The organism is Streptomyces sp. NPDC049915 (genome assembly GCF_040656475.1).
In the GTDB taxonomy this organism is placed as follows: Bacteria; Actinomycetota; Actinomycetes; order Streptomycetales; family Streptomycetaceae; genus Streptomyces.
Map to the genome: position 1 here is coordinate 40899 of NZ_JBFAMH010000001.1, position 23549 is coordinate 64447.

19 protein-coding genes are annotated in these 23549 nt (G+C 67.6%); 15 read left to right on the plus strand and 4 right to left on the minus strand.

From position 1 onward, the window contains the following. Positions 1-54 precede the first annotated feature (54 nt). Both fusA and AB0J12_RS00200 read right to left on the minus strand, forming a co-directional pair. Positions 55-2103, minus strand: a complete 2049-nt coding sequence (gene fusA / locus AB0J12_RS00195) for an elongation factor G (RefSeq protein WP_363261824.1) — start codon at positions 2101-2103, stop codon at positions 55-57. A gap of 305 nt (positions 2104-2408) precedes the next feature. Continuing rightward, positions 2409-3104, minus strand: coding sequence for a nucleotidyltransferase domain-containing protein (locus AB0J12_RS00200; protein WP_363261825.1), 696 nt, complete (start codon positions 3102-3104; stop codon positions 2409-2411). A 331-nt stretch (positions 3105-3435) separates the two neighbouring features. Here AB0J12_RS00200 and AB0J12_RS00205 point away from each other — a divergent pair, with 331 nt between their 5' ends. The 7 genes from AB0J12_RS00205 to AB0J12_RS00235 all read left to right on the plus strand — a co-directional run bounded on the left by AB0J12_RS00205 (position 3436) and on the right by AB0J12_RS00235 (position 9024). After that, positions 3436-4572 carry a hypothetical protein gene (locus AB0J12_RS00205; protein WP_363261826.1) on the plus strand — a complete coding sequence of 379 codons (1137 nt, stop codon included), beginning with the start codon at positions 3436-3438 and terminating at the stop codon, positions 4570-4572. A 172-nt stretch (positions 4573-4744) separates the two neighbouring features. Continuing rightward, positions 4745-5077, plus strand: a complete 333-nt coding sequence (locus AB0J12_RS00210; RefSeq protein WP_363261827.1) for an ATP-binding protein — start codon at positions 4745-4747, stop codon at positions 5075-5077. Positions 5078-5301: 224 nt separating this feature from the next. After that, on the plus strand, positions 5302-6300 hold the full coding sequence (locus AB0J12_RS00215; RefSeq protein WP_363261828.1) for a hypothetical protein: 999 nt from the start codon (positions 5302-5304) through the stop codon (positions 6298-6300). Positions 6301-6414: 114 nt separating this feature from the next. Beyond that, complete coding sequence (locus AB0J12_RS00220) at positions 6415-6930, plus strand: hypothetical protein (RefSeq protein WP_363261829.1); 516 nt, start codon at positions 6415-6417, stop codon at positions 6928-6930. A 117-nt stretch (positions 6931-7047) separates the two neighbouring features. Then, complete coding sequence (locus tag AB0J12_RS00225; protein ID WP_363262261.1) at positions 7048-7545, plus strand: hypothetical protein; 498 nt, start codon at positions 7048-7050, stop codon at positions 7543-7545. 269 nt (positions 7546-7814) lie between these two features. Next, a complete protein-coding gene (locus AB0J12_RS00230; RefSeq protein ID WP_363261830.1) occupies positions 7815-8264 on the plus strand; it encodes a hypothetical protein in 450 nt (149 codons plus the stop codon). Between the two features lie 187 nt (positions 8265-8451). Beyond that, on the plus strand, positions 8452-9024 hold the full coding sequence (locus tag AB0J12_RS00235; protein ID WP_363261831.1) for a hypothetical protein: 573 nt from the start codon (positions 8452-8454) through the stop codon (positions 9022-9024). A 431-nt stretch (positions 9025-9455) separates the two neighbouring features. Here the strand turns inward: AB0J12_RS00235 and AB0J12_RS00240 are convergent, their stop codons facing one another. After that, positions 9456-10397, minus strand: a complete 942-nt coding sequence (locus AB0J12_RS00240; protein WP_363261832.1) for an Hsp70 family protein — start codon at positions 10395-10397, stop codon at positions 9456-9458. 169 nt (positions 10398-10566) lie between these two features. Between AB0J12_RS00240 and AB0J12_RS00245 the strand changes: the two genes are divergently transcribed. Next, positions 10567-11823: a hypothetical protein gene (locus AB0J12_RS00245; RefSeq protein ID WP_363261833.1), complete on the plus strand. Its 1257-nt coding sequence runs from the start codon at positions 10567-10569 to the stop codon at positions 11821-11823. A 24-nt stretch (positions 11824-11847) separates the two neighbouring features. Here AB0J12_RS00245 and AB0J12_RS00250 read toward each other — a convergent pair whose 3' ends face one another. Beyond that, positions 11848-12978, minus strand: a complete 1131-nt coding sequence (locus AB0J12_RS00250; RefSeq protein WP_363261834.1) for a hypothetical protein — start codon at positions 12976-12978, stop codon at positions 11848-11850. A gap of 670 nt (positions 12979-13648) precedes the next feature. On the opposite strand from AB0J12_RS00250, the gene AB0J12_RS00255 reads away from it, so the two are divergent. The 7 genes from AB0J12_RS00255 (at position 13649) to AB0J12_RS00285 (ending at position 23277) form a co-directional block, all read left to right on the plus strand. Further along, a complete protein-coding gene (locus tag AB0J12_RS00255) occupies positions 13649-15532 on the plus strand; it encodes a GTPase (protein WP_363261835.1) in 1884 nt (627 codons plus the stop codon). Next, complete coding sequence (locus AB0J12_RS00260; protein ID WP_363261836.1) at positions 15529-17256, plus strand: GTPase; 1728 nt, start codon at positions 15529-15531, stop codon at positions 17254-17256. The genes AB0J12_RS00255 and AB0J12_RS00260 overlap by 4 nt, the downstream gene beginning before the upstream one ends. Before the next feature lie 815 nt (positions 17257-18071). Beyond that, positions 18072-18947, plus strand: a complete 876-nt coding sequence (locus tag AB0J12_RS00265; protein ID WP_363261837.1) for a hypothetical protein — start codon at positions 18072-18074, stop codon at positions 18945-18947. Further along, entirely contained in the window at positions 18944-20167 is a 1224-nt protein-coding gene (locus AB0J12_RS00270; protein ID WP_363261838.1) for a hypothetical protein, read from the plus strand. Before AB0J12_RS00265 ends, AB0J12_RS00270 begins: the two co-directional genes overlap by 4 nt. Beyond that, entirely contained in the window at positions 20164-21939 is a 1776-nt protein-coding gene (locus AB0J12_RS00275) for an Hsp70 family protein (protein ID WP_363261839.1), read from the plus strand. The genes AB0J12_RS00270 and AB0J12_RS00275 overlap by 4 nt, the downstream gene beginning before the upstream one ends. A 1-nt stretch (position 21940) precedes the next feature. After that, positions 21941-23023, plus strand: coding sequence for a hypothetical protein (locus AB0J12_RS00280; RefSeq protein ID WP_363261840.1), 1083 nt, complete (start codon positions 21941-21943; stop codon positions 23021-23023). Continuing rightward, the gene (locus tag AB0J12_RS00285; protein WP_363261841.1) at positions 23020-23277 is read left to right on the plus strand and encodes a hypothetical protein; all 258 of its coding nucleotides are present in this window, start codon (positions 23020-23022) and stop codon (positions 23275-23277) included. The genes AB0J12_RS00280 and AB0J12_RS00285 overlap by 4 nt, the downstream gene beginning before the upstream one ends. The last annotated feature ends 272 nt before the right edge of the window (positions 23278-23549 follow it).

Below are 23549 nucleotides of genomic sequence, written 5' to 3' on the forward strand. Positions count from 1 at the left end.
GCGGGCCGTCGGCGGCCCTCCCCCGGCCAAGGGGAGGGCCGCCGGCCGTGTGCGTCACGCCGGCGCGTACCCCGTCGGCCGGGCCGTGAAGGTGCCGCGGCCCTGGGTGCGGCTGCGCAGGCGGGTGGCGTAGCCGAACAGTTCGGCCAGCGGCACCGTCGCCGTCACCACCGCCGCGCCGCCGCGGGTGTCCGACCCGGTGACCCGGGCCCGGCGCGAGGCCAGGTCGCCGAGGACCGCGCCGACCGCGTCCTCGGGCACGGTCACCGTGACCTCGGCGACCGGCTCCAGCAGGAGCATGGCGCAGCCGCGCAGCGCCTCGCGCAGGCCGAGCCGGCCGGCGGTGCGGAAGGCCATCTCCGAGGAGTCCTTCACATGCGTGGACCCGTCGGTGAGCGTGACCTTCAGGCCCGTCACCGGGTGCCCGGCGAGCGGGCCGCCCTCGGCCAGCGCGTCCCGGCAGCCGGCCTCGACCGCGCGGACGTACTCCTGCGGCACCCGGCCGCCCACCACGGTGGACGCGAACGCGAAGCCGGTGGTGCCCGGTCCGCCCGGCAGTGGCTCGACGTCGAGGACGACGTGAGCGAACTGGCCCGCGCCGCCGTCCTGTTTGACGTGCCGGAAGACGACGCCGGTCACACCGCGGGCGACCGTCTCGCGGTGGCTGACCCGCGGGCGGCCCGCGGTGATCTCCAGCCCGTGCGCGCGGCGCAGCTTCTCCGCCGCGACCTCGAGGTGGAGTTCGCCCATGCCGGACAGTACGGTCTGGCCCGTCTCGGGGTCGGTGCGGACCACCAGGGACGGGTCCTCCTCGACCAGCCGGGCCAGCGCGGCCGACAGCCGTTCGGTGTCGGTGCCGCGGCGGGCCTCGACGGCCACCGAGACGACGGGTTCGGCCGCGCCCGGCGGTTCGAGCACGATGGGCGCGCCCGGCGCGCACAGGGTCGTGCCCGCGCGGGCGGTCTTCAGTCCGACGACGGCGACGATGTCGCCGGCGCCCGCCCGCTCGACCGCCGCGTGCCGGTCGGCCTGGACGCGCAGGATGCGGCCGACGCGCTCGGTGCGGCGTGCGGTGGCGTCCCACACGGTGTCTCCCTTCTCCAGCGTCCCGGCGTACACGCGCAGGTAGGTGAGGCGTCCGGTCGCCGTGGCGGTGACCTTGAACGCCAGGGCGGTGAACGGGGCGGCGGGGTCGGCGGGGCGCTCCTGGCCGTCCTGCGTGCCCCGGACCGGCGGCCGGTCGGCCGGCGAGGGCAGGTAGGCGACCACGGCGTCCAGCAGCGGCTCGATGCCCCGGTTGCGGTAGGCGGAGCCGCACAGCACGACCACGCCGTCACCGCCGACGGTCAGGTCCCGCAGGGCGGTGGAGAGCGTCCGCGCCGAGAGGGTCTCCCGGTCGCAGAACTCCTCCAGCGCCGCCGGGTGCCGCTCCGCCACGGCCTCCTCCAGCGTCCGGCGCCGGCGCCGGGCCTCGTCGAGGACCGCGTCCGGAACCGGGCCCTCGGTGGCCGATTCGCCGCCGTCGGGCCAGGTCAGGGCCCGCATTCGGACGAGGTCGACGACTCCGGTGAAGGCGTCCTCCGCACCGAGCGGCAGCTGCACCACCAGCGGTGTGGGGTGCAGCCGCGCGCGGATCGATGCGACGGCCGCGTCCAGGTCGGCGCCCGCGCGGTCCATCTTGTTGACGAACGCGATCCTGGGCACGCCGTGCCGGTCGGCCTGCCGCCATACGGACTCGCTCTGCGGCTCGACACCCGCCACCGCGTCGAACACGGCGACCGCCCCGTCCAGCACCCGCAGCGAGCGCTCGACCTCGTCGGCGAAGTCGACGTGGCCAGGGGTATCGATCAGATTGACGCGGTGGCCGTCCCAGGCGCAGCTGACGGCCGCGGCGAAGATGGTGATGCCGCGGTCGCGTTCCTGCGGGTCGAAGTCGGTGACGGTGGTGCCGTCGTGCACCTCGCCGCGTTTGTGCGTGGTGCCGGTGGCGTACAGGATCCGCTCGGTGACGGTGGTCTTGCCGGCGTCGACGTGGGCGAGGATGCCCAGGTTGCGGACGGCGGTGAGCGGGTGGGTGAGGTGACGGTCGAGTGCGGTGCGCACGGCCCTGTTGCCTTTCGGTGGGATGCGGTGCAAGAGCAGCGCGATTCCCCCACGACACACGGATGTGACGGAACGTCAGATACGGGTCGCGGGCTTCCGGTGCCGGCCGCGCAGCGGGCACCGGACGGCACGAGACACGAGGATCACCTCGTAACGGGCGCGGGAAGCGGCGGCAGCGGTGCGGTCACGCATGGCCTGCTCCTCTCGCTCGTCATCGGCCGTGGCGGCGCGCCGCACAGGGCGTGCGGCGCGCGATGTGTGCCGAGTCTAGGGAGACGGGTGTGGGCCAGGCATCCGATTTACCGTCAGTTGTGTGTGAACTCCGCGGGCTTGTAGAAGTGGGCGCGTACCCGGCGCAGCCAAGCGTCGGCCGCCGCCTCGTCGGGCCGCTCGGGCAGGGCGCTGGGCGTGGCCGCGAAGGCGTCCTCGTAGTGGCGCAGCAGGGGCTCCGCGGCCGAGGGGTCGGCGGCGACCCGCTCGCCGAAGGCGTGGTAGGCGTCGGGGTCGTCGACGCGGACGGTCAGCGCTCCGGTCGCGTACAGCTCGAAGCCCTGCACGCACAGCCGCCGCAGGTGCCGGGCGTGCTTGGCGACCCGCGCGGGCGGGGCGGTGCCCTCGGCCCGGTTGACGAGCTTGCGGAACTGCTGGGTGGCGTAGCCGAGGTAGGCGTCGCGGACCCGTCGGGCGCTGAGCAGGGAGGTGCGCAGGGCGATGAGTTCGTCGCCGAGCGGGGTGCGCACCTCGTACAGCTCGTCCGGCAGCCACACCAGCTCCATGACGGTCGGGTTGCCGCCCAGGGCCAGCCGGCACCACTTGGCCGCCTCGTGCAGGGTGCGGTCCGGTGCGGTGGAGACGTAGGAGTCCTGGGGCTGCCGCAGGCCGTGCAGTTCCTCGGTGGGGGCGGCGAACAGGCCGAGCCGGTCGATGTCGGAGCCCTCGCGGGCCAGGCCGTAGGCGGTCGAGCCGACGATGCCGGACAGCAGGACGTATCTCTCGCTCACAGGTCCCCCCGGTGGTGGTGCGGTCCGCCATCATGCCTCGCACAACCGTTCGCCGGCCTCGCATTTTCCGCCCGTGCGGGGGCTCGCGGGCCTGATGCGCCCGGCCGCGGGGTGCGTGCGGGTTCGGCGGCGGAGCCGGCCGGGCATCGTGAAGACCGCACCCGCGTGATTCGCCACGGCCCCGGTCGCCTGACGACGCGCTAAGGTTGCGCCTCAAGGGGAGGACAGAGCGGCCGTTGTACCGCTCGCCGAATCAACGCGCGGAGACGGCAGCAGGGGTGCCCGCACCCCGCAGCTCAGCCGGCCGCGGAGCAGCGTGGGGGAATGCGCCATGACAGACGCGCCGATTGACACCGCCGCCACCGACAAGGACGAAGTCGGCGACGCCTCCGACCGGAAGGTCGTCGAGCAGGAGCAGGCCGAGATCAAGGACTTCGTCAAGGGCCTGAGCGCGGATGACATCAAGTCGGGCAACTGGTTCACCAAGCTCGCCGCTCACGCCATGAACTCGTACACCGAGAAGGTGGACTGGCAGTACTTCCAGGACCGGTACGCAGGTGTGCCCGCGGACGCCATCGTGGATCAGCGGATCAAGATGGCGGCACGGTACGCCGCGCTCGAAGGAGGGCTCTCCGCCGGGGCCTACACGGCGACCATCGCCGCCACCATCGGGAGCCTCGGGGGTGCCTCACCGGCCACCGTCCCCGCCGCCGTGGCGACCATGATGGTCGACGTCGCGTTCATCACCCAGCTCCAGCTCCGCCTCGCCTACGACGTCTCCGTGCTCTACCGGGTCCCGCTCGACGTGCACGACCCCGAGGACCTGTGGAAGCTCATCCGCGTGGCCTTCACGATCAAGAGCGGGGAAGCGGCCCGTGAAGGCGTGGCCAAGGCGGTCCCGGCCCTCGTACGGCCGGTGATCAAGCGCTTCTTCTCCGGCGAGGTCCTCACCGCCGCGAAGGCGCTCCCCGTCGTCGGGAAGCACCTCCTGCAGCGCAACGTCATCAAGATCGGCATCCCCCTGGTCGGCGTCCCCCTCGCCGTCCTGCTGAACCGCTACACCACGCTCCTCGCCGGCCGGCACGCGCGGGCCGTGTTCCGGAACGAGGCGCGGGTGATCGAACTCGCCGAGGGAATGAGTGAGCGCAGCCGGCACCCGCAGTTGATGCTGTGGGTTGCATGGCTCGTCATCAGGGCGAACGCAAACGCCAAAGTCGCCGACGACGAGGCGCTGCTGATGCGGCATCTGGTGAGGCTGGTCCGGGAGCGGCACGAGGTGGTCGACGAGAAGCTCGCGCACGTCGTCGACATCGACCCCGCCGAGGTGTGGAAGCGCGTGGACGCCGAGCCGGGAGATCTGGACGACGTCCTCGAGGCGGCGGAGCGCGTCGCCGCCGTGGACGGTGACGTCAACTCCCGTGAGAAGGCGGTCCTCGCGGAGCTTCGGGAGAGGTGCCGCCGGAGCTGACGCCGTCGTGCGGCACCGCCCGCACGCCACTCCCCCGCCGCGGCCCGACGCCCGTGTACAGCCCACGGCCGTACAGGCGTCGCTCCTGGTGACACGCCCGACGCGACCGCAACGCTGGCCGCATGCACACGCCGCTCTTCCCCCCGGCCCCACGGGGACGAACGAGTTCGCGATGTCGTTCACGTCGACTCCGCGGGGCGCCCGCCTGGCACGGCTGTTCGTCGCACACCGCCTGGACGCCTGGCGCCACCCTTACGACAGCGAGGTCAACGAGACGCTCACCTTGATCTCTGCCGAGCTGTGTGCCAAAGCGGTACGGCACGGGCGCGTCCCCGGACGGGACTTCCCCGTCCGGCTGACGTCCGAGCCGGACGGCGGGCGGCTGTTCCTGGAGGTCTCCGACACTCGTACCGAACGACAGCCCGCTGTCACCGCCCCCACGGCCCCCCGACGCCGAGTCAGGGGCCGGCCGTGGCATCCTCCTGGTCACCGCCCTGGCCGATGACTGGGGCGCCACCGACCGCCGCTGCGGACCCGGCAAGACCGTGTGGGCCGTGGTCGGCACCGTGTCGAGCAGGTGGCCCGGCGCCTGAAGCTCGGCAGTGCCTACAACTCGACGTAACTATGGGAAAGTTGTGCTGTCGCGCTGTATCCGGAACGGGGAGGCAGACAACGGTGGGCGAGGTGAGAGCGAGCGCTCCGCGCGGTCAGTCGCGTGTACTGGGCGTGATGCTGCTGTCGTTCGGCTGGGTACTGCTGCCGGTCGGTGCGGCCTTTGAGTTCGTCTGCTTCGCCGCCATGCGGCCGGGTGGGAGCAAGCCGGTCTGGTCACCGCTGGTGGGCGCCGCGCTGGGCTTGATCGGCGTGGGGATTCTCATGGCGGCCAGGTACTCGGTACGCCAAGGAAAGCGGCACCTCAGTCCCATCACCACGGCCCAGCAGGTGCTGGACGGCCGGCCCTTCGTCCTGTACTTACGGACCTTCACCGACGACCCGGCTCTGGGCGACTTCCGGCCCGGCGCCGATCTGCGAAGCAGCTTCGGTGACGCGCATATCTCCAATCAAGCCCTGCGTACGGAGGAAGAGCAGCTGAAAGTCGCCGTTCGGCCGTTCGGGCCGATGGTCGCCGTCGGCCGGCCCGGAGAGCGGCTGCCCGAGGTGGGAGCGAGGCGTTTGTACCTGGACCAGCACGGCTGGCAGGACACGGTCCTGCGGCTCATGGCGAAGGCCGGTGGCTCCGGGCTGGTCCTCATGGGCGCGGGGCGGGGAGCGGCACTGCGCTGGGAGCTGGCCCAGGCCGTCGCCCTGGTCCCCCCGTCACGGCTGGTGCTGCTGGTCCCCATGCGGCAGGAGGACTACGAGTCCTTCCGGCGGGATGTCGCGGCCCTGTTCCCCGCCTCGCTCCCGGGCTACCCGGACGGAGCGCGACTGGTGAAGTACAAGGCGCAAATCCGCGGCGCCATCTACTTCGACGACGACTGGACACCTCATTTCGTGCGCTTCGACACCCCTCGGTCACCCGGCAACTTCCAACGCGTCATCGAGTCGCGTTTCGTCTACGGGTTGCGGCCGGTGTACGAGCGCCTGGCGGTCGCCTGGCCGGGGATCCAACTGCGGCTTCCCACCCACTCACGCCCCACCCGCCGCCAGGTGCCGCTCTTCGCCGCCATGTTCGGAACTCCGCTCGCGCTGCTGGGTTTCCTGGTCTGGTCGATACTGCACTTCTGACGGACGCGTCACCTCGGCGGACGAGACGGCACGATGGCTCACCGTGACGGAAGTCGGCCTCGCGGATCGGGGGCAGCGCCTGCGCGAGCCGCTTGGGGTGTGGACAATGAACAAGTGACTGACCGTCAGCACTTACTCTGGAACCCTGCCGTCTCTCCGTCCGACTACGCGACGGCCTCCGAGAAGTACCAGGGAGCGATACTCGAGCAGTACAGGCTCTGTGTGGAGATGGCCGACAGGGTCAGTTCCCGCCGCAACCTGGCCAACACCTTCTTCCTCTCCGTCAACACCGCGGTGGTCGCGGCTGTCGCGGCCCTTGCCGGCCACGGGCTGTCAGCCGTGTCGCGCTGGGTGCTCGCCGCCGGCCTGGCGATTCTGTTGTCCCAGTGTGTGGCCTGGTGGGCCATGGTCCGGTCCTACCGCCAGCTCAACGCGGCCAAGTGGCAGGTGATCGGCCTGCTCGAGGAGCGCCTGCCCGCCTTCGCGTACTCCCGTGCCGAGTGGGTCCTGCTCGGCGAGGGCCGCGACTGGCGCAGATACCTGCCCCTGACGCACGTCGAGCAGTGGGTGCCCGCCATCTTCGCCGCGTCCTACGTGCTGGGCTCCGCGGCTTTGGTATGGCGACAGTGACCGTGCTCCCGTTCCGCGGGAGGCGTGCCGGTGCCGTACGACCTGCGGATGAAATGGCCGACCCCGATGCGGTGGGTAGCATCACCGACACATCGGATGACCAGCGAGGAGGTGGCCATGCCAACGGTCGCCGTCACCGGGCACATGGATCTCAAGGAGACAACTGTCGAGCCGGTCCGCACCGCGCTGGACGAACTGCTGGCCGAGGTGGCACGCGACGGCGGCTTGGTGGGCGTGTCGTGCCTGGCCGCGGGCGCCGACACGCTGTTCGCCGAAGCCGTGCTCGGCGCTGGCGGCGCCTTGGTCGTCGTGCTGCCGTCGCGGGACTACCGCACGGCCAAGGTGCGGCCCGAGCAGACTGCGACCTTCGATCGCTTGCTGGCCGCTGCGTCGGAGATCGTCACCATGCCTTTCGCCGATGCCGGCCCACCCGCCTACCAGGCGGCCAACGCGGAGTTGCTCGCGCGGGCCGACATGCTGGTCGCGGTCTGGGACGGCACTCAGCCCGAAGGCCGGAGCGGCGGCACCGCGGACATGGTCCTGGAGGCCCGTCGCGCTGGTGTCCCCGTGCGGGTGGTCTGGCCCGAAGGAGCGGAGCGGCGGCGGCAACTGTAGGGCGGACCCGGCTCCGGGGACCTCACGGGCTGGGCCTGCCCTCCGGACCACGCACACCACGGACCGGTCAGCCTACTTGGGGCCATCATCTGGGGAATTCTGACGCTTCACGTCGCCGGCCGCCTTCGCGGTGGTCCGGGATTCCACCAGGTGGGTGTCGTTGTCCGAGGTGGGCGCTATTTTGATACTGATCGTCACAGTGCCGGCGCCGGGCTGTCACGGGGGTGCGTACCGGCGGTCTCGGTACCTGACTTGCCCGAAAGGTCCTCGTGTCGGCGAGGCCGGCCGAGGCGCGGGACGCTCTGGCGGCGCTGACCGGCACCGGGCCGAAGCAGGCGGGCGGGGTCGATCCGCAGACCATGGTGGTGCTGTACGGGGCGCAGGGCACCTACCGCCTGCCCGTCGCCGAGGACGGGGAGGAGCTGCAGGGCGCCTGGTTCGCGCGGGCCATTCTCGACAAGAAGACCGCCGACCAGGCCGCCAAGGACGACACCTGCCCGGCCTGCAACACGGACAACGGCATCAGTTTCCTCGGCACTGCGCTCGCCGCGCTGGCCTCCGCCACCGTCACCCAGCTGTTCACCGGTGCGCCGCGTCCTGCGTGGAGCGGTACATGGCGTTCGTGCGCGGGCTGCTGGAGCGACTGCGGCTGCGCGGCGGTGTCCGGCACCGGTGGCTGGACACCTGAATCAGGGAAGCGGGCGTCAACCAGTACCTGACCTCCGGCCGGCGGCCGGAAGGCATGCCCGCCTTCCCCGAGGGGCGCGTGGCGCCGCCGAGGTTCCTGCTCGACGGGCCCAAGGAGAAGACGAAGTTCGACACGATCAGCGGTAAGAACAACGGGTACCAGGAATGGACGCGGCGCTGCCTCGGCCTGGACACGTCGCAGGCGACCGAGTACCTGCGGTGCTCGCGGACGAGGGCGTGCTGTCGGTGCGCACCGCCAAGGACCGCACGACCCGCGTCTACGGGCTGCAGCCGGGCCACATCTACGTCAGGCTGCTGGCGGACGACGTGGTCAACAAGGCGTTCGTGTCCTGTGAGGAGTGCGGCTGGCAGCAGGTGGTGCCGCCCGAGCGGCGCACCCGATGGTACGGGCAGATGCTGGACGAGCTGCTCGGAGCGGACGGCGAGCGCTGGCGCACCTCGCCCGTCGCCACAACCCAGCACATCCCGATGCACAGGCAAGCCGAAAGCACCCACGGCGACGCAGCCGCACAGTCCGTTGCCGCCCAGGCAGCCGCGATCGTCCACCACTGTCTCACCGGCACTCCACCGGATCATGACCACACGGCCCCGGTCGCGCTGGATCTCGCCGCCACTGCGAGGGTGACTTTTGTCAGTGACCAGCTCCCCGGCGACACACACAACAAACGAGGGCCGCGACCGCAAGGTCCAGGCCCTCGTTACCGTATGGTCATTCTGTCTGGGTGGGACGTTCACGAGTTCCCTTTGACCAGGCGCAACAGAGCCAATTGATGTTGAGGTTCCCGCGGGTCGCAAGATCACTTCCCGAGTGTATGCACATGCATTTTATTGATGGGATGCACCTACGCCCGGATCGAACACCGGCAAGCCGTCGTCGGACTGATTAATGAGTACCACCGAGCCAGCTGATCGTCCGGCAAAGCCGCAGCTCATAGGCTGTGAAGCCATTCTGAAGCGGTACGGGTGGAGCGAGCTACTGGCGCACCCGGAGATTACCCACCAGAGTCCAGAGGCTGGTCAGAGTCCCCCCGTCACCACGCCCTGCGGCTCGCCGTTGACCGTTACGGCCGGATCGGCCTCCACCACACGCACAGACGTGTCGATCGGTGCGGGGCGGACGCTGGCTGATTCAGCTGCTGAGAGGTGACGGACGTTGGAGGAGCCGTTTGCGAACGGGCGGACGGTATGGGCCAAGAGGCAGGTCAGTTCATCGGCGAGGCCGTGCTGCAGTGGGGGCCGTCGGGGCCGAAGGAATCGATCTCGCGCTCGACGAGCTGCTTGCCGGTGGCGGCGTGGGTGGCGGTGAAGCGCAGAATGCCGCTCTCATCGTAGCGGAACGTGATCTCGATCCTGTTCCGGCGGATGTCCTGTTCACGGGTCGGAAGATCCACGTCGATGTTGGGCAGGGGGAAGGCACGGTCGCTGTCTGCGGAGTAGCCGACCTCGCCCTCGATCACCGGCACCCGAACGAAGGAAGCACCCGGCGTGTCCGGGTAGAAGTTGGCCGAGCCCTCCGCCGGAAGCGTGGCATTGCGTCGGATGATGGCGCGGAAGCCCTCCCGTTCGCCCGCGCTCACAGCCGTGCCCAGGTCGTAGCTGGTGACCAAGGAGAAGTCTTTGTCGTCGCCGAGTTCGCCGTCGAGGGAGGCCGCATAGATGGCTGCGCCTCGGGCGACGGCGGTCATGGGCCGACACAGGCCGCTGTCGACGATGCGATCGTGGCCGAGGAGCTCGCCCAGGGCTTGACGCACCTGGGGGATCTGCGAGGTGCCGCCGATCATCAGGACGGAGTCAATGTCGTCCGAGGAGATGGCCAGGTCTGCCAGGGCCTGCTGGACCGGCTCCAAGGGGCGGGTGATGAGCGGGGTGACCGCCTCGGTGTATTCGGCCGCGGTGATCCTGACCTCGCGCCTCGAGACCGAGGGGGCGAGGCCGATCGGGAGATCGAAGAAGAGCGCGCCATCCATCGGCACGAAGGACAGGGCGATCTTCGTCAGCTCGACCGGCCGGCGCCACCCGCGTCGTTCGGCCTTGGTGAGCTGGTCCGCGGTCAGGCCGATCTTCTGCTGTATCAGCTTGGCCAGCGCGTTGTCGAACTCCAGGCCTCCGAGGGCGAGTTCCTCACTGTCTGGTTCTGCCGGCATGGGTCAGGCAGACTCTTCGTCAGAGCTTCGTGTCCCGCACAGGACACGGACACGGAACAAGGCGATCGCCACCCGTGGCGCCTCCGCCGCCGGCGCTGACGTGGCGCACCGTCGCGACCGGAGGGGCAGGGCGGGGCACGGTGGAGTTCGCGCGGCAAGGGGGCCGATCGTGAGTGCTCAGGAAACGCACTTCCAGGGTGCAGAGATCTTGCAGAGCACACGTACTCATGTCCGCTGGACCTTGCAGAAGCTTTCCGCACCGATTTCGTTCTCGTGCCATCAATGCGGCAGGGCAACCAAGGACACGGTGGTCGCCATCAAGACCACGAGTGCGGGCAGGAAACTCGCCCACTGCGCGGACTGCCACCTTCATAGACTCACCAACGTGGCCAGTACGCATGAGCCTCATGCCCCGGTCGTCGGCACTGCCTCGGCTCCTGACGGTGCAGAAGGTGCAGCGACCTCCAGGCTCGACCAGACGGTACTGATCCGGCAAGCGGACCCGGGTCAACCCCATGACGTAGTCGAGACGGCCTCCGAACTGCAGTGGACGTTTGTGATCCGCCGACATCACGTGGAGCACGGGCAGTGTCCGCTCCCCTCGCAGGCCGCACGTCGGATCCGGACGGCCAAAGTCGTGCACCTTGACCGCGGCCGCGGCTTCCCGACAGTGTTACTGGATTCGCTCCGCAAGAAGGTCACCAAAGAGCACCTCCGAGGGATCCGGTGGCCGCGCGCGGAACTCATGCCCGGCACGCGGATCACGGCCAAACTGGACCGCAGCCGGCTGCGTCTGTCTCTCACCCCACTGGAACGTCCCGTCTTCATCGGGGAGAAGCGGTTCTCTTACGCGTACGACCCCCGGATCATCGCCCGTGAACTCCCGATGAGCCTGGCCGAGAGCCCAGCGGGCATCGGTGTCTCGCTCGATGTGCTGGTGCAGGAGACAATCCGCAAACTCGGCTATCTCGACGAGGCGGGCAGCGCGCTTCTGCCGGTGGAGAACCTGATCCGCGGCGTTCGAAGCCGTGGCATGTCCCACCAGTACTCGAGCGACGCGATCCGCGCTTCGGTGAAAGGGCTCATCAACCGAAGCCGCCTCACCTGGGAAACAGGAAGCTGTGCGGCCGACGGCGTTCTTCGCTTTCCGGCCCGTCCGGGCGAGAGAACGGTCCGCCTCGTCTGCTACACGCCCTTCGTACTGCCCAAGCCGAAGAAGCAGCGGGTCGTACACCTGCCGAGCGCCTCTTCACAGCACGGCGTCGCGGGGCACCTGATGAAGATCGAGCACCTGGGCAAGCAGGCCAGCGTCACGGCCCAGGCCGCGTACGCCGAAGCTCACCGCAGCGCCGGCCTTACCGGGACTCATCAGCTGCCGAAGGGGCACACCTACGTCAAACCTCACAAGCGCGGAGGCCTGACGTAGGTAGGCGAATGGAGGGGCCGTTCACTACCGAATGCTCTGCAACAACCGTCCCGTTGCAGTGACGGTCCAGAAGTTCCATCCGTTCCGATTCGGATTGACGTGCGGGTTCAGGGCGTGGACCACGGCGACCGCCGCCCCGCTGGGAGTCTCGTACTCGCCTCGTCCCGGACCGGAGGGGATCCTCACGACGCGCGACAGGGGATCGTAGTAGGCGTCGACGCGCTGGCCTTCGTAGACCGCGTGGATCTCGACACCGCGCTTCGTGCGAAGTTCTTGGATTTCCGCCCCGACGAGCGTGGGTGCGGTCGGGCCCTCCACGATCAGCTGCTCGTCGGCAGGCAGCTCGTCGGTGTCCCGGGGGATGACCTGTGCATCGTAGCGGGGAAGACCGAGCAACTCGTTGAGGACGTTGGCCAGCAGACTCCGGCGTGCGGCCAGGAAGTCGGGGAAGCGGTCCAGGGACCGCAGCTCCGGATCGCCGGGGATCCACTGTTCGGCCAGGCGCTCCGGCGCGATCCCCGCCATGTAGTCGACGGGCAGCCCGGAGGAGATCATCTTGTTCGTCTGACCGGTGACGAAGGCAAGGTTGGCGAGGCTGTTCCACTCCTCCTTCGCGTATGTCCCCTGGACTCGGGCGCGCGGGAACACGTGATGGAATTCGATCTTGGCACCGCTGTTCATCGGCTGGTCGCTGATGGCGATGTTGGTCGCCCAGTCCCGCGCCGTGCCCCGCAACGCGGCGATGTAGAGCAGTTTGAAGAAGGGATGCGTGGAGTACTTCTGCTCCAGATCCCTCGGGTGGAGGGCGCTGTCCCGGGACCGGGTGCCGGAGGCCCGGCGAATGAGTTCGGCGAACAGGCCCTCTCCCTCACGCGATTTGATCAGCCTTGCCTCCGCGTCCAGTTTGCCCTCGACCTGCAGCGAGTAGTGACTAAACGCCATCGCCGTGTACACCCAGCGACGCAGTAGCTGAGCCTCCCCCGGACGCAGCTTGCCGTCCCGGTGGTGCAGCAGCAGGGCGGGCACGATGGTGACGTTCGGTGACGAGAGGACCTCGGACCGGGGGATCGCGCACTCGCCCTTCAGGAAGTCGATGGCGAAGCGCAGCGCCCTCTCGGTGGCGTGCCAGGCCTCCTTCAGCGCGGCTTCGTCCATGTCCGCCCCGATGAGCTTGATGTGATGGGCGCCGGTTCCCGCGAGGAGGCTCGTGACCGGCTGAGCTGCCGGTCGGCCGGTTCCCCTGGAGTATTCCCGACGCTGCAGCCAGGGACAGGACACAATGTCGAGCACCATTGGGGACCAGTCAGCCGTCAAGGAACTCTTCGCCCCGCTCCTGTCTTTTGCGGCGCGCAACTTGCGTGCGAGGCCCCGGCCTTTCATTCCCGGTCCCCGCGGCCTTCTCCCCGGGCCCGCCCGGGGAGCTGCCGATCACTCCCGGTTTAAATGGGCGGTGTCAAGGCGCGCGAAGCGACCGCGCAGCGGCCCGGCCTTGGCACCCCCTGCGAAACGTAAACCTCCCCGGCCGGGCAGGCCCGGCCGAGCAAGTACCGCACTGCATACGGCCTAACATGACGCTGGCACGACACCCTGCGAGGGGACAGGTGCGCTTCAAGGAGGGGGATTGGCGAGCAAGAACAGGCACGACTGGAGTCCTGCCGCTCGGGACCAGTTGCGCGGTCCCGAACCGCCTTGCGATAACCCCTCTCCCGCGCATGCGGAGGCAGTCGCTGCCTGCCGAGCGACCCTGGCAGAGGTTCACCGGCTGTCTCGGGACGGGGCCTCGGCAGAGAAGACGACTAGGCAGTTTGTCGACTTCCTTATGTCAGTGGAGGTCACCGACGCACCGCCAGTCGGCGCGCCGATGAGGATCGTCCTGATGGGGCGGACGATGGCTGGCAAGAGTACCCTCCTTGCGGCGCTCACCGGCGGGTCTGTGGAGCGGATTGGGGACGGCCGGCAGCGGTACTCGCGCGACGTCTTCGCGGCCCCGGCGGTGGACCTGCACGACGTTGAGATCGTCGACACTCCTGGAGTGGGTGCCAGGGACGGTATGGATGACGTCGCCCAAGCGATGGCTGAGGTCCCCGGTGCCGACCTCGTGCTGTGGGTTGCGAGCAACGATTCCTTTCAGGAGGAGACTGCACAGGAGCTACGTGCCGTGGCATCGCGCGGTAAGCCTGTCGTTGTGGCATTGAACTGCCGCAAACCACTCGTGGACGATCTGGACCACGAGGAGTTCCTGGAGGACCCGGATTCAGTCTTCGCCGAGCACGAGGGTCACTTCAAGATGATCCGTTCCCATCTATCCGCTGCCGCCGTACGCCCCGTAGCCGAGGTAATGCTCCATGCCGAGGCCGCCCGCCAGGCGCGGGCGGACGGCGACTACGGTGCCGACCTTTGGGAAGCGAGCCGCCTTAGCGCCCTGCTCGCCGTCCTGGAACAGGAAAGCCGCAAGCGCCGCACCGCCCGGCGGGTACTGCGCGAGGCCGACGAGGTTCGCTCGCAGGCACAGGCGTTGAGCGAAGCTCTCGCCGCTGTGGAGCGGGAGACCCGAGAGATCGTCGATGTCGGCCGGAGGATGCGCGAAGACCAGGAACGACGGACGGTACGCCTGGTCGATGCCTGCATGCAGAGGATGGAGGACGACGTTGTTCGCCTCGTCGGCCGACGGCAGGGGTGGCCCCAGAACGTCACTGACTTCGGCCCGCAGGTCGTCGAGCAATGGGACACGGAACAGGCCGCTTTGGTCGCCGAACTCGACGAGAGGCTGGAAGCACGGCTCAGCAACCTCGCGCGAGCGATCGAGGAAGCGGCTGTCGCCGTCGAGCACGAATGGACGACGGCTGTCCGCCCGTACCTTAAGGTCAGCGGAATGCGTGACTTCAGGGGGCTGTGGAAGCAGAAAGCAGCCGGGGTTGCGGTTGGGGCAGGCGGAGCGCTCGCCTCCATGGCGCTTGGCGCGTACGTGGGTTCTTTGGCAGGTCCAGCCGGCACAGTCGTCGGCGCCGTCGTCATGAGCCTCGGTTCGTTCCTCGTCACTCCGGTGCGCAAGAAGGTCCAGTCACTTTTCACGAGCAGAGCGGAAATCTTGGAGGCGAACCGCGATCTGCTGCGGACCGAGATCAGCAAGGTCCTCAATGAGCTGGAGGCCCAGGTGCTGGCCGAGGTGTCTGGGACCATCGCGCGGGTTCTGGAGACACTCACCACTTCCCACGTGCGACGCGCAGAGGCCGAGGCCGCCGCGTTGGTCGTGGCCGACCTTCTGGCTAGTCAGCAGCAGGTGATTGACTCCGCGGTCTCCACCCTCGACCACGAGACGGTCCGCTGCCTGCTGCGCGTAGACGGCCGGCCTCGCCTAGCTGCGTCCGTTAGGAAGGTGACCCGGCTTCCCGGGGTCTGCATCTTGGTCGAGGTGCCTGATGAGGCTCTAGCAGATACACGGCTGTTCCCGCCGTCCTCGCCCGAATTCCTGGCCTTCGGGCGCACACCGTCACCTGACCTGCCGGGCGCGTCCGCGATGTCATACGTCCTCGGCCTGACCGAAGGGGTACCGGCCTTCATTCGCTGTCGCCCCGACGGCACCATCGTTACCACCACTGCTCCAGCGCCAAACCAGGTACTGGAGGCATGGTCCGCAACCCTGTCCGACCACCTGGGCACCCCGGTGAAGATTGTCCGACCAAGCGCACCGAGGAGCGTGCCAACGTGAATGACCTTCTGTATCACTCCGCCCCCGCGGTGACGCGCGACCTCTCGGAGCGGCTCGTCGAGCTGATCCGAAACCTTCGACCCGATGATGCGTCGAGGCTCCAGCGGATGCTGGCAGTGGATGAACACCATCGTCCCCAGATGGTCCTCACCGGGCAGTACAGCAGCGGCAAGTCGACCTTGATCGAGGCACTCACGGATGGCAAGTATCAGGTTCCGAGGGGCTCGGCGGTCACGACGGACAGGGTCGAGGTCTTCAACTGGGACGGCATGGTCGACCTGGTCGACACCCCGGGCGTGCAGGCGGGCCGGCCGGAGCACGACGAACGCGCGGAGGAGGCTCTGCGCTCCGCAGATCTTGTGTTGTTCACCGTCACTGTTGACTTGTTCGATGATCGCTTGGTCGAACACCTGCGGCACGTCACCGAGGATCTGCGAAAGGCGCCGCAGTTGCTTGTGGTGCTCACCAAGTGCCGCAGCCTTCGCGCGGCCGAAGGAGCGCGGGAGGCCGAGGTCCGTGAAGCTCTCGGCAGCTTCGCCGACCAGGTGCCATGGGTCGAGTGCGACGCCAAAACCTACCTGGAAGCGCTAGAGGTGGACCCGTCGCGGGCCGCCCGCCGCATCGCGGCGTCCCGGATGGACAAGGTCACGGACGCGATCAACCGGATCGCGCGGGCCCGCGGCGACTTGGCCAGCTTCCGTGTGGCGCTCCAGCGGGTCGCCCTCGTCGCGGGCGAGGCACTCGCCGCGCTCACAGACGACCCCGACGAGGAAGCAGTCTTGACTGTCCTCGCACGCCAGCGCAGTGCGCTCACAACGCGCCGCGGGCTCTTGGACTCGGCCCTCGAACGGCAGGCAACCGAGTTCCGCACAGCGTGTATCCGGGCAGCCGAGCACCTCGCCGACACGGTGGAGTCGATCCAGGAGTCGCCGAACCGCGACTGGTCTAGGGTCGACGCCGCCTCCGTGACTCTGAACGACGAGCTGAGCTCGGCGAACCAGAGGTTCCTGGACGGGGTACGCGCCGTCCTGGCCTCTCAGCTTGCCGACTTGACCTCCGAGGTACGGGAGATCGAGGCGTCGCCGTACGCCCGCCAGTTGCTCGCCCTTGATGTCCAAGGGGACATCGAGACGCAGAACATCCCGGTAGACCCAGGCCTGGCACGCCAGCCAGGTCGGAAGCAACCCCGCGTCCCAGCCTGGGGTCCGAAGTCGATCGAGCATCTGAAGGCCTTCCAGAAAGTCTGGGGCGCAGGCGACGGCATCAAGAAGTCGGCAGGCAGCGCGGGGCACAAGATCGTCTACAAGGCTGGAAAGCTCGTCGACATCAAGTTCAAGCCGTACCAGGCCGTGCGCTGGGCGAACAACATCGGAAAGGTTGCCAAAATCGGCGGCGCTGTACTCCCTGTTGCCCTTGAAGCCTATGCGGTCGTCAAAGAGGAGCGTCAGGAGGTGCATGCTGCGAAGGAAAAGATGCGCCGCCGGAACGCCCTGGTCGGCCGCGTCCTTGCGCAGTGCGATGACATCTCGAGCAAGACGCTTATCCAGGTGCGTCTTGAACTCGACGACGAGTTCGGCAAGGCGCTCCGCGCGATCGACGAGGTGAACCGGTCAGTTCGCGACGCTAGGGCTTTCCGTACCGACCTGGACCGCAAAATCAGCGCGATCCAGATCGAAGCCCAGTCAATGCTCGATCAACTCGGAGCGCCCGCGCTGGAGGCGTGAGAGTCGAAACGGGGCCTGATCACTGTTCCCGAACGGACGGCCGAGATCCTCGGCCGGTGCATAATCCGGACATTGCGCCAGTCAGCTGGCTCAGACCCGAATCCTCAGGTGCTGCCTGCTGCTCTGTCTCGGTGTCGGCTGCGGGCTCGCCGTTGAGGATCTTGTGTACGTTCAGGGGTGGGACATCCTCGCGGGCCCCACCGGCCGGGCACTGGTCAAGGTGCACGGGCGCCGTCCGCGCACTGTCGTATGCCGGTACGCCTACGAGGAACTGCTGCTGGCGGAAGCCGCCCACATCCCAGCAGACGCGTACGCCTTCCGGCCGGACTGGCAGGACCGCACCAGCAAGCACATCGCATCGGACTGGCTGGCCAGGTACCCGCGGATCATCGGCCGTTGTGACGGTGCAGGGGCCTCGCACCGGCATCTACACCCACACGAACGCGACATGACAGTCCATCACAGGTCGATCTCACTCAAGCGGCGACCTCGCAAAGTTCGTGCGCTCGGACTAGCCTTCCGAAGGTGTAGGGGACGCGGATCAGCAAGTGACAGGGGGGTACGTGGGGTTCTGGCACACCGGCTACATGGAGTTCCATGAGCCGACCGGACTCGAATCGGCCGGACCGCCAGCCCCGCCAAAGCCCCCTCGGTTTCCCTGCGCTGAGTGTGGACTCGTCTTCTCGTCCGAGCGCGCCCGCCGAGCACACCGCTTCGACGGTCATGCGACCAAGCGGCCGATCCTCCTCTTCAGGGGACGAGAGTGCGGGCGCACGCGCTTGATGGTCACGAGCTCCAGCAGCTCCGCCGATTGGGTGACATCGGATGTCGAATCCATCACCGTCAACGGCCGCGAAACCTCCACATCTGAAGCCGCCGGCTTCCTCGCGTCGGTGAAGGTCGGCGTCCAGACAGTGGCCGTCTCCAATGGCCCGCTGGAGCGGACCTTTGAGTTCGATTTCTGCCTTGCCGAGGAAGAGGACCTCTGCCTCGTCGACCAGGCCTTGGAGAAGCTCATCTCCAGCCGCGAGTTGAGTCTCAACGCAATCGACACCTTCATCATGCGTGCCGGCCGCGGGGTGACGGCCCGCCGTTACCGCGAAGGTGTGGCGGCATACCTGTACGGCGTACTCGCGCGTGAAGCGGTCGAGGACCCCGGCCGGGTAGATGCGTCGGGCGCGACGATCTACGAGCAGCGGTACAACAGTGCGGTCTCTCTGCTGTCGACCTTCGACCGCCCCGCAGCGGAGGCGATCTGCGGGTTGGTCGCGTTGCACTACAACCAGTTCGAACTTGCGGTGCGCAAGACCAACAGCCACCGTGTCTCCGATGTCGCGGCGCGGTTCCGATCCCTCCTCGCAGGCGGCGCATTCGTCACGACAAGCCTGGCCGACCGGTCGCACGGAAGCTTCGATCGGGCCTTGAGCGACTCCGTTACCGAGGACCTCCTGGACCTCGGTGCGACGGCTTTGGACGGGACACAGTCATCCATGGTCACCCAGCTACTGCCCTCGCTGGGCGAGCTCCGGCCCCAGGACCAATTCAAGGTCCGACTCATGGCGGCTGAGGCGCTGCTCGCTGTGGGAGACATCGATGGTGCATCACGACACGGCGAGGCGCTCAGGCACTCCAAGGAGACCGGCGCCTGGTACGCAGGATTTCGGACCCGATTGCAAGAGGTAGGACGTTGAGCAACGAGACCATTCCAGAGCCCGGCGCGGAGTCGGGGCCGAGCGACCCCGCATCGGCTACCGCTACCGGCGATGGCACCGCCTCGGCCACGCCTCCTGACAATGCGTCAGCGGCACCCGCTGCGGAGGAGGGGACACAGCGGGCCAAGTCCAAGACGAAACCGAAGCCGATCATTACCTCGATCGAGGAGTTGCTGACGTTCGCCTACGAGTCGAACGCTCGACTGCTTGAGTTCTCGAAGGAGGACCTCAAGAAGCTGGCGATTACCGGTGAGGGCATCGCGTCACAGAGCGCGCTGGTCGAGTCTCTCGCGCCGACAGACCCAACGTTGTCGGCCCCGTTCAAGCTGCTTCAGTACGTGGCGCGCCAAGGGGTCCCGCTCAAGCGCGCCGAGGACGGTGGCCTCGCACCGGCGTTGAACCGGCTCGTTGACCTCGCGGTAGTCGCACTGGGCCACAGCCCGGTGTTCGGAGGAAGGGTGGACCAGCTGGTCGAACCCCGCAAGGATCCGCAGCTCTCGATCGAACACGTGCGTGCCGCGGCTCAGCGGGTCGCCGACGAACTTGGAGCGGCCCCGAAGCAGTTCAAAGCCGCAGACAGTGAGCGCCTCGTCAGGCATGCGATCGGGTGCTACGGACTCCTCCGCGCGCTCCAACGTGATTGGACCCTGGATCAGTTCATCGATGCGTCGTACGACTCTCTCTGGAGGTACGAGGCCCCGGAGGCAGCAGGGCTGGAGCGAGCCGCCAGCCAGATCGGGGCGAGCAGCGATCACAAGGTGCTCGGGATCGTCGGCGCGAACTACCTCGCCCGGATCGCCCGCTTGGAACGGCAGGTCACACATCTCGAGAGTGAGGCTGCCGCTGCTCGGAATCGCGAGACTCGGCTCCGCAATGAGCTTTCCACCGTCGAGGAGCGTGAGCAATCTGCGCTGGCTCGCGCCGACGCGTTCTCTGCCGACGTGGTGCGACTGCAGAAGGAACTCGCGGCTGAGCGCGATAACAGAGTGGTCGACAAGAGCCATATGGCGGACGACTACGAAACGCTGCGAACGCGCATCATCCGGCGTCTCGGGGGTGAGATCGATCTGCTTACCGATGGTCTGCACGCACTCCGGAACGGTGCGCCCGACGTCGCGGAGGAGTTCCTCGACCGTTCTTTGCTTGCCCTCACGCGTGAGGTCGAGCAGCTGAAGGACGCGGCTGGAGGCTTCGCGTGATCGTCGGGTTCGACTTCGGAACGACCAACAGCCTTGTTTCGGTGGTAGTTGGTGACCGCGTGATCGACGTGATGGACGTCGAGACTGGCCGGCCACATCCCTCGATCGTCCGGTACGAGGGCGAGCAGGTAGTCGTCGGCCGCGATGCCAAGGACGCGTTGGGTGCCGCGGGCATTGGTGTGCACGGCAACACGGTGAAATCGCCGAAGTTCCTCCTCGGCGAGGAGGCGATCGCCGTCGGAGGCGTCGACCGGAGCCCGGTGGACATCGTTGCGGACGTTGTGCGGCACGTCCGATCGGAGTCCCTGCGCAGTCCGCAGCGGAAGGTGCTCGGCAGCCTCGACAACGCTGTGGTCACGATCCCCGTGACCATGAATGGGCACCGCCGCGCGGCGCTGCGAGAGGCATTCGCCGGGGCCGGGATGCGTATAGCCCAATTCGTCCACGAGCCGCTCGCCGCCCTGTACGGGTTCATCCGGGGAGCAACCGACCCAGAAGAGATGGCACGGCGGCTTGCACGACGAAACGTCCTGGTTGTCGACTGGGGCGGCGGAACGCTGGACCTGACTCTCTGCCGAGTCGACGAAGACCAGGTTCGACAACTTCGTAACGGTGGCTCAGCCCAGGTCGGCGGCGACGAGTTCGACAAGGTAATTCGCGACGAGGTCGTGAAGCGCGCTCGGGCTCGCGGAAATGCCACTGACGACGACCTTGCGATCCCTGAGGCCGAGCTCCGACTCCTCCAGGACGCGGAGCGCAACAAGATCGAGCTCTCGGCTGACCGTGTTGACGTGACGTTCTACCGGCCAAGTTACTTCCAATCAGGTGCCACGTTGCAGTACCGGCTCACTCGTCAGGAGCTGGAGGAGATCACGCGGCCGCTCGTGACGGCAGGTATTGATGAGATCGAGTCGCTGCTCGGCAGCTTGTCGATGGCGCCCGGGCAGGTCTCGCTGGTCGTAGTGGTCGGTGGCATGGCGGCCATGCCCGCGATTCGGAGCCGACTGCACGAGTTGTTCGGTCCGGACCGAGTTGAGGTGCCGACGAACAGTGCCACGTTGATCTCACAAGGGGCTGCGTGGATCGCACATGACAGGCAGCGGCTCCGGCTGGCAAAGCCCATCGAACTCGAGCTCGCCCGTGGGTCGTTGATGCCGCTTCTCGCTGCGGGCACTGAAATGCCTCTCGGTGGAGACGTCAAGCACGAAACCCTCCACCTGTACTGCGCGGATCCGACGGACGGGAAGGCGAAATTTCCGATCGCTACTCCGACCGCGTTGTCATCACACCCGCAGGCGAGCGAGCGGCGAACGTCGCTGGGAATGATCACACTCGGCGTCGACGAGACCGCGCCGCCACTGCACGAGCGCCTCGAGCTGAAGGTCGTTCTCGACGACGACTTGGTGTTGTCGGTCGAGGCGTCATCAAGCCAGAAGCACGATCGAGTCACGGCGTCGTACTACGACCTGGAGTTCGGTCTTGGCCTCCCGGCTTCGGCTATGCCCGGAGGTGCAGCCGCGGACCCAAAAGCACCTGAGGAGTCCATAGTCGTGCCACAGGCGGGACTGGTCGTCCGTGCGAATGTGGCGAGGAACAAGGACCAGGCGACCGTTCCCGGCGAAGTGCTGTATCGGCACAATTCAAGGGCCTTCACCCGGCACGTGCGCGACGGTGCGACAGAAGCCCAGTTGCGGGAACACCTGTACTACAAGCCGTGCGCCGCCTGCAAGCGCCAGTGGGGGCACCCGGAGTGTCGATGCGGAACGGCGTGACATGGCGAGCGCCAAGACACTCGTGCGAGTGCTTGACCACGGAACGGAAGTCGAGTCTGGAGTCCGCCGTCCGATTCGTCTGACTCCCGATGGGTACGCGGGCGTCGCGTATGCGGGCTCCGTCTACCCACTCCGGCAGGGCGATCTCATCGACTTGGACGGAACGAGCTGGGAACTCGCGGACTGCGATCGTTTCCTGTTTACCGGAGCAGAGGTTCCGTACGCTCCCATTGCCGGTGAACCGTTGGAGAAGGCCAGCGGTTTCGACGTCGAGTGGCACCTCGAAACCAACCAGTACGGGCATAACATCGTCTTCAACGCGTCGGAGCGCATTGCCAGCAGCTTGGTGTCAGCGCTTGAGGACGCGGGTCTCAGCGTCCAGCGCTGGGACGTCAGCCATCGTCCAGCAGATGATGGCAACTTCTACGACTGGTTCGCGCGCCTTCGGTTCAAGGGCAGCCAGGTCGAAGCACTTGCGCTCGTCGGGGATGTCATCGCACCGCCGTCGTCTCTCGCGCCGACGGTGCCAGTCACGAATCCGACCACAGCTCGCCTTGCTGATGCTGAGGCTCGGATCGAGGAGCTGCTCAACCAACTGTATGTCGCGACACGCAAGGGCGAGGCGGCTGAACGTGAGGTCGCGCAGCTCCGTCACGATCTTGCGAACGCGGAAGCGAGCGAGCATCGATACCGAGAATCCGTTGCCCTCGCAGAACGCCGTCATTCAGATCTGCAAGAGCAACTCGCCGTGCTCCGACAAGGCCGGGGAGGCATGGCTGACACGGCGGAACTGGTGAAGAACCTTGCTGACGCCGAGGAACTTCGAGAACTCGCTCTTGCCGAGAACTCCTTGCTGCTGGAGGGTGTGCGAGCGGCCGACTCGGAAGCGGCAGAAAGCGGAGCATGCGCTGAAAACTTGGCGGTGCAGGTAGACGCACTCCTTGGGAGAGTGTCGGAACTTGAGGGCCTAGAGACGGAACGACTTCGCGCCGCGACCGCGCAACGGCCTCGGCCGGGGGCGTCATTGACTTCCTGCCTCGGGCGTTCAGACGCCTCGAGTTCGTTCTCGATGCAGTCGATGTGATCGCCAACCTCGACTCGCCAGCGTCCACGATGAAAGCACTTGCTGAAATCGACTCTGGGCGCCCTGTCGGGAAGGACCTTTCGGGAATGCGTGGCTGGTTTGAGGTGACGGAATTGGCGACGGGCATCGCGGGAAGCGAGCGACTTGGCCGCATCTTCTACAAGCCGGACGGTCAAAGAGTGCTTGCCAGTGTGCACATCGAACAGGACGAAAAGGAACAGAGACATCACATCGAGAGGCTGCGAGCCTTCTGACCCCGGTTACCGGCGCCTGAGGCATGCCTCGATGTCGGTTCGAGGCGCAGTTCCTTGGCGTCGGGCCTGGCGGTCCAGGGCCCCAGATCGGTGACAATAGGCGGCGCACTCCGGAGTAGGACCAGTGCCGTCCCGATGGTGCCGCACCAACTCGGCCAGACCTCACGTGCTCCGGGAACTCGCAGCCGCCCTGGTGTGGAGAACACGGGGGGAGTCCGTTGATGCGCTGTCTTCGGCGCTGCCCCCAGGGGGTTGGTACAGCGGGCGCCTGC